We start from the raw sequence: 6412 nt of genomic DNA on the forward strand, positions 1-6412 counted from the left end.
TCGCAGAGCAACGGATAGCCATCCTTACATCCGGTTGGCCTTATCGGCCTGGGCGCAGGTATCTCACTCTGGACGACCTGGCACCCGTCGACGAACCTGGACGCATGGCTCTCCGCCTCCAACGAAGAGAAGTAACTTTCTGGGAAGCTCATGCCGGTATGGCCGCGCATTACTCCAGCAATGGTCAGCATGCGGCGGCCATCAAGGAAGGCCGGGCCTTGGTGAAGGCCTATCCCCTGGGGTGGCGCAGTCATCAGGTCTTAGCTCAAGCACTCATTTCGGCCGGCCAGTATAATGCTGCCCTCCAACCATTAAAGCAGTCATTGAGCCTGAAAGAGAATGCCTACGCCTACAAATCGATTGGGACCATTTTCTTGAGGAACAGAGAAGTTCAACAGGCAATCCCTTACCTGGAAAAGGCTGTGGTCCTGGAACCTAACGACCACCGGAGCAGGTACAATCTGAGTGGAGCTTATGTGGAAACGGGGGATATCTACAAGGCTGTCACACAGCTGGAGATCCTACTTGCGAAAGTGCCAGACTACCCCAATGCCCGGCGTCTCTACGAATATCTCCGAACACAAATAGGAAATCAATAGTCTGTGTAGTGCATTAAATTTATTCCGGTTAAGGATTGACATGGACTTTCAACTAAAGGTGTTGGATTCATAGATTCATTGAGCATGCTGCGCGCTGACCAGTCCCTGGCAGCTGGCCTATGGACAGCTACGGGAGCCATCACTATAGGAGGAGGTCATGAAAGTCATCGGTTCACCTAGCTGGGCAATAATATTCGCAGCTATCCTATCGTGTGCTTCAAGCCAGGACGCCCTCATGGTAAACCAATTGGGCTACCGGCCTGAGGATCCAAAGTACGTCTTTGCGACTCAACCGAGCGATAGCTTCTACGTCCTTGATCACATGTCAGAAGGGGTTGTTTTTTCCGCTCCTCTCCAGCTGTGGATCACCGACGATCCCACCACAGGCCTGACGCTCTATCGCGGCGACTTTTCCAACCTTTCCGCCCCGGGGGATTACCTCCTGCAGAGTTCAACCGGTACCCGGTCTGCTACCTTTTCGATAACCGATACGGTCTACGATGACGTTTTTCGGAAAGCTCTGAAAGCGTTCTATTTCAATCGCTGTGGCATGGCACTGACACCGGAGTTTGCGGGGGCTTTTTCCCATCAAATGTGCCATATCGCTGATGCATTTTATCACGCTTCGACCGGCCTCTCCGGTTTCAATGAGTCTAAAGGTGGCTGGCACGACGCCGGTGATTTCGGAAAGTACACTGTTAATGCTGGCATTTCGGTTGGCACGTTACTTATGGCGTATGAACTGTTCCCTGGCAAGTTTAGATCGGATAGCTTAGGCACACCGGAGAGCGGAAACGGGATTCCCGACCTGCTGGATGAGGTCCGATATGAACTGGAGTGGCTGCTTGCCATGCAGGATGCCTCAGGGGGAGCTCATCATAAACTCACGGCGCAGAACTTCGCTGGTGAGGTCATGCCGGAAAACGACAAGGCCACGAGATATATTTACGAAATCTCCTCTGCGGCGACAGCCGACCTGGCCGCCATGATGGCCCGAGCGGCACGCGTGTTCAGGCCTTTCGACCAACAGTTTTCCGATACCTGTCTGGCTACTGCTGATGCAGCCTGGGATTTTCTTCTGGCACACCCGGACATCGTTCCAGCAGGCGGCTTTACCAATCCCACCGGGACAGTAACCGGAGAGTACGGTGATACCAGCGACGAGGACGAGCGCCTCTGGGCCGCCGCTGAACTCTTCGCAGCCACAGGGAACGAAAGCTACCATGATTATTACCTGGCTAATTACAGCGCTGGTGACGTATTGAGCAGCTCCATGTCATGGCAGAACGTCGAGGCCATGGCTCACCTGACCTACCTGACCGCAGCCGTACCCGGCAAAGACGCTATTACCCGTCAGATACTGCGCAGCGCCCTCGTGGGGCTGTGCAATGCGCTGGTCGAGCGCCGCAATACGTACGGATTCCACGTCGCACTCGAACCCGGCCGCTACTACTGGGGCAGCAATAGCATGATCATGAACGACGCCATTGCCCTGATCCTGTGTTTTGAGGAAACGGGAAATTCAACCTACATGCATGCCGCCCTTGATCAACTCCACTACATCCTGGGAGTTAATGCCCACGACATGACCTTTATCACCGGGGTGGGAACGCGGTCACCGCGATACCCACACCATCGCGCCTCCATGTCCGATGGTATCGACGATCCCGTTCCCGGCTTCCTGGCCGGAGGTCCAAATCAGTACCTGAATGATCCAACACTTCAAGCGCAATTCAACTGGTCCACACCGCCGGCACTCTGCTACCTCGATAATCAGAATAGCTGGGCTTCCAACGAAGTTGCCATCAACTGGAACGCCGCACTGGTGTTCATCGTCGGCTATTTCGGTGGTCCCGGCGCTGCCAATGGAATTCAAAATGGCTCTCAAGGCTTCCTTCCGCATGACATCCGACTCCATCAGAACCATCCCAATCCTTTCAACAGTAGCACTAATATCACGTTCGATCTGGGATCTCCGCAGAACGTTCAGCTGATGGTTTATAACATTCGTGGGGGACTGGCCAGTCAAGTCGACCTGGGGTGGTTCGCAACCGGGTCTCAGAGAGTCATTTGGTCTCCAACCGACGCGATCGGGAATCTCCTCAGTTCCGGCACATACTTATATCAACTTCAGGGTGCAAACTGGTCGGAAGTAAGAAAGATGGTCTACCTCAAATAGGCTGATTGAGCGAATCCTGATGATCCTTACTCAGCCCGCTTACCAACCTGTTTGAGGCTACTTCAATACGAAAGTGCCCTCCAGAGAGCCAACCCGTACGACGAATTCACCCGGCTCTGTTATCCAGCGATTATCAAGACCCACGAAAGCCAGGTCCTTTTCGGAAAGAGTGAAAGCCACCGTTTCGCCCTGGCCCGGCTCAAGGAATACTTTCGTAAATCCCTTCAGCTGCTTCACCGGCGGAGTCACTGAACGGACCAAATCACTCACATATAGGAGGACCGCTTCGTACCCCGCTACCTTACCGGTATTCATCACAGTCACACTTACATTCAGTTTCTCACCGCTATCCAGTGCGCTCTTATCGAGAGCCAGATCGCTGTATTCGAAGGTGGTATAGCTGAGTCCATGCCCGAATGGAAACTGAGGATCGTAACTATTGGGCCAGGAGATTTCACTGTTCCTGTGGTCATAGGTTATGAGATCGTTGGCATACCGGGGGTAGGTGATGGGTAGCCTACCAGCGGGGTTATAGTCTCCGAAGAGCACGTCTGCAGCAGCCTGGCCGCCCTCCATACCCGGCAAACCCGCCCACACAACGGACCGGGCAGCGTCAACGATGCGATGTATTATACGTGGGCGGCCCTCTACCAGGACCAGGACCACCGCCACACCAGCACCTTCAAGCGCCTCAGCCAATTCCAGCTGCGGTTCACTCAGGGTAAGATCATGGATGTTACCAGGTGACTCGCAGTAGGGTGCCTCACCAATACAGATGATGGCGACGTCCGCTCTCTTGGCAGCCGACACCGCGGCAGCAACATCGCCCACCTCTTCAAAGGTAGCACCAGGCAAGTAGGTTACGTTTCGTTGGCCAACTTTCTCGCTGACCGCTCCTAGGATCGTTGGCTTGTTTTGGGGATATAGGGATTCTTCATTACCCTGCCAGGTGATGGTCCAGCCGCTGTTCAGCACCGATCTGGAGTCAGCCGCCGGACCGGTAATGAACACCCTGGTATCCTTCTTAAGAGGGAGCAGATTGCCCTCGTTCTTCAGCAGCGTAATTGACTCTCGGGCTGCTTGAAGGCTGACTGCGGCCGCCTCATTGCTGGCGAACCGTTCAGCCAGTTCAGAGTTCGGGTACGGACTGTCGAAGAGACCCAGTTGGTACTTCACTCGGAGAATTCTGCTCACCGCCTCGTCAATCCGGGATTCGGGTACGTCCCCTTCTTTTACCAGCTCTAAAAGATACTCATAGAAACTATAGTCATATGGAACCATGCTCATATCCACTCCTGCCAGTACTGCTATCTGGACGGCCTCTTTCGGAGTGGCCGCCACTTTCTCTCGGGTATACAAATTATTAATGTCAGCCCAGTCGGAGACGAGGAATCCTTCAAAGCCCAGCTCATCCCGTAGAATTTCGGTTAAATAGAACGGGCTGGCGTGGACAGGTATGCCGTTAATCTCCGAGCTGTTCCCCATGAACGTGAGCACCCCGGCGTCGACCGCGGCCTTGAAAGGTGGCAGAAATATCTCGCGCAGCATCCGCTCCGGAATCCAGGCTGGGGTTCGGTCCTTGCCGGTCAGGGGGACACTGTAACCCAGGTAGTGCTTGGCACAGGCGGCCACTTTATCGGCTGCGCTGGGATTGTCGCCCTGCTGTCCCGCGATGTAAGCCGCGCCCATCACCGCAGCCACGTGCGGATCTTCACCGTAGGTCTCCCATTGACGCGGCCACAGAGGGTTGCGTCCCACTCCTAACACCGGATTGAAATTCCACGGAATGCCCGAAGCGCGCATCTCCAGGGCTGCGATCTCTCCTTCGCGACGCACGAGGTCGGGATTCCAGGTCGCAGCCATGTTGATACTTTGGGGGAAAAGGGTGGCCCCCATGGTATAATTGGCTCCGTGAATGGCGTCAATCCCGTATATCACGGGTATGCCCAGGCGAGTCTTCTTCGTGGCCCGATCCTGGATTGCTGTGATCAGATAATGCCACTCTTCCACTGCAAGTGCCTTATTCCATACATTGAGAATGGAACCTATGTGGTAATGGAGAATGGCTGTATCAAGTTTGGCTGGATCAAGTTCCCAGGCCTGAGTGGCCATTCCCTGCGTCTTGCTTACTACTTCAATGCTCACCTGGGTCATCTGGCCGATCTTTTCCTCAAGGGTCATTTCAGCGAGTAGACCTTTCACCTTGCGATCGGTCGAATCACCTTGCTGTCCCTGGCATCCCACGAGCAGGAAAACCATCGTAATGATTGTTGCATAGACGCCTCTCACGATGCCTGTGGAATTGAATGCTTTCATATTATATATCCCCCTCAGGTTTATATATTTCCTGATACCGATTATTGTAAAAGCTAGTGCATATATGCGATTCCCGGCAAGTTATTGCATTCCCACATATCGCGATGGTGCTCCCGTTAAGGTTCCTGTGGTGAGGGTTGAACGGACGGATACTATCCCTATCGCACTCAACCGCATTGCCGCGGCTGATAATTCTTAGAAACAGGGCTGTTTTGACTTAATTTATACTATCATTGGGCATTTTAACTCATACATGCATGGGTCAGATTGGTGGGTTGAATGCTTAAATGCTCGTGGGATTGAGTTAATCTGATATATGAAAAAAGCCAATGGTTGTCTATAGTATTGGATAACGTCTGATGGTAGAACTTTATACTGAGGAGGACAACACAATGAAACACAGTTACTGGGTTGTGCTGCTCGCTGTGGCCCTTGCTGCCACGCAGGCCAGCGGGCAGCTCATTAACGCCTTTGATGAACTGCCTGATACTAATTACTTTGATGTGGCACTTCAGGAAGGTGCGGAAGATACCACCGAGGCAACTATATTCCTTGAGACTACCCAGGTTCACGAGGGAGCGGGAGCCCTCGGTATTGACTATGCTGTGCAGGCCTACGCATCCTGGGGCGGCTATTCCACGCTGCAGCACTGGCACCCGGACTCCAACAGTGTCTATGACTTCTCTCCATGGGACACCATGAGTATCTGGTACTACAACGCCGTGGATGATCCCAACTCCGTTATCCAGTTCAGGATCAATTTCTGCGATGTGAGTAATAGCGTAGATGGGCCCAAAACATACAGCGTAGACTTAGTCGAGGAGTGGTACTCCTTCCACTATATCCTGGACGATGAGCCGGGCTGGAACCAGATCCTCATGCCCATGAAGGACGTGGGCTCCGACGCCTTCGCGGGAAGCAATGGTTTCTACCTTACTGGCTGGGCTGGCATATATGGGAATAGTCAGCTCGATCTGGATCAGATCAAGGGTTTCTTTTTTGAGTTTTCCATCGACGGTGCCCTTTATAACTCTGCCAATCCTTCCGCTTCAGGTGTCGGCACGGGCACGATCTATCTGGATCGCTTCGAGCTGCTGGGGGCCGCCCCGATGGCGTTCATCATGTTCAACGGCAAGGCGGTGCCGACGAACGTGACCCTTGATCCGGGCTGGAGCGGCGGCATCGTGGTTGAAGAAGGGGCCGGAATGGATCCCGCCACCAATGCCCTGAAATGGTCGGTGGGTTCCCAGTGGTCGGGTCCTTCCTTCACCCTGGATCGTTATAAAAACCTGTTCAACAGCTGGTCAGTGGATTCAGT

Annotated in this window: 4 protein-coding genes; 3 read left to right on the top strand and 1 reads right to left on the bottom strand. The window is 53.6% G+C overall.

Annotation, left to right across the window (positions count from 1 at the left end):
* Together ACETWG_07050 and ACETWG_07055 are read left to right on the top strand one after the other, a co-directional pair.
* On the top strand, nt 1-599 hold a 599-nt coding region (locus tag ACETWG_07050; GenBank protein ID MFB0516344.1), incomplete at its 5' end, for a tetratricopeptide repeat protein.
* Between the two features lie 157 nt (nt 600-756).
* The gene (locus ACETWG_07055) at nt 757-2778 is read left to right on the top strand and encodes a glycoside hydrolase family 9 protein (GenBank protein MFB0516345.1); all 2022 of its coding nucleotides are present in this window, start codon (nt 757-759) and stop codon (nt 2776-2778) included.
* 57 nt (nt 2779-2835) lie between these two features.
* Here the strand turns inward: ACETWG_07055 and ACETWG_07060 are convergent, their stop codons facing one another.
* A complete protein-coding gene (locus ACETWG_07060) occupies nt 2836-5094 on the bottom strand; it encodes a glycoside hydrolase family 3 N-terminal domain-containing protein (GenBank protein ID MFB0516346.1) in 2259 nt (752 codons plus the stop codon).
* A 392-nt stretch (nt 5095-5486) separates the two neighbouring features.
* Here ACETWG_07060 and ACETWG_07065 point away from each other — a divergent pair.
* Nucleotides 5487-6412: hypothetical protein (locus ACETWG_07065; GenBank protein MFB0516347.1), on the top strand; the 926-nt coding region annotated here is incomplete at its 3' end.

The sequence above is a fragment of the Candidatus Neomarinimicrobiota bacterium genome (assembly GCA_041862535.1).
In the GTDB taxonomy this organism is placed as follows: domain Bacteria; phylum Fidelibacterota; class Marinisomatia; order SCGC-AAA003-L08; family TS1B11.

Coding starts and splice junctions, on each gene's coding strand:
- ACETWG_07055 (MFB0516345.1), top strand. CDS start 757: ATGAAAGTCATCGGTTCACCTAGCTGGGCAATAATATTCGCAGCTATC.
- ACETWG_07060 (MFB0516346.1), bottom strand. CDS start 5,094: ATGAAAGCATTCAATTCCACAGGCATCGTGAGAGGCGTCTATGCAACA.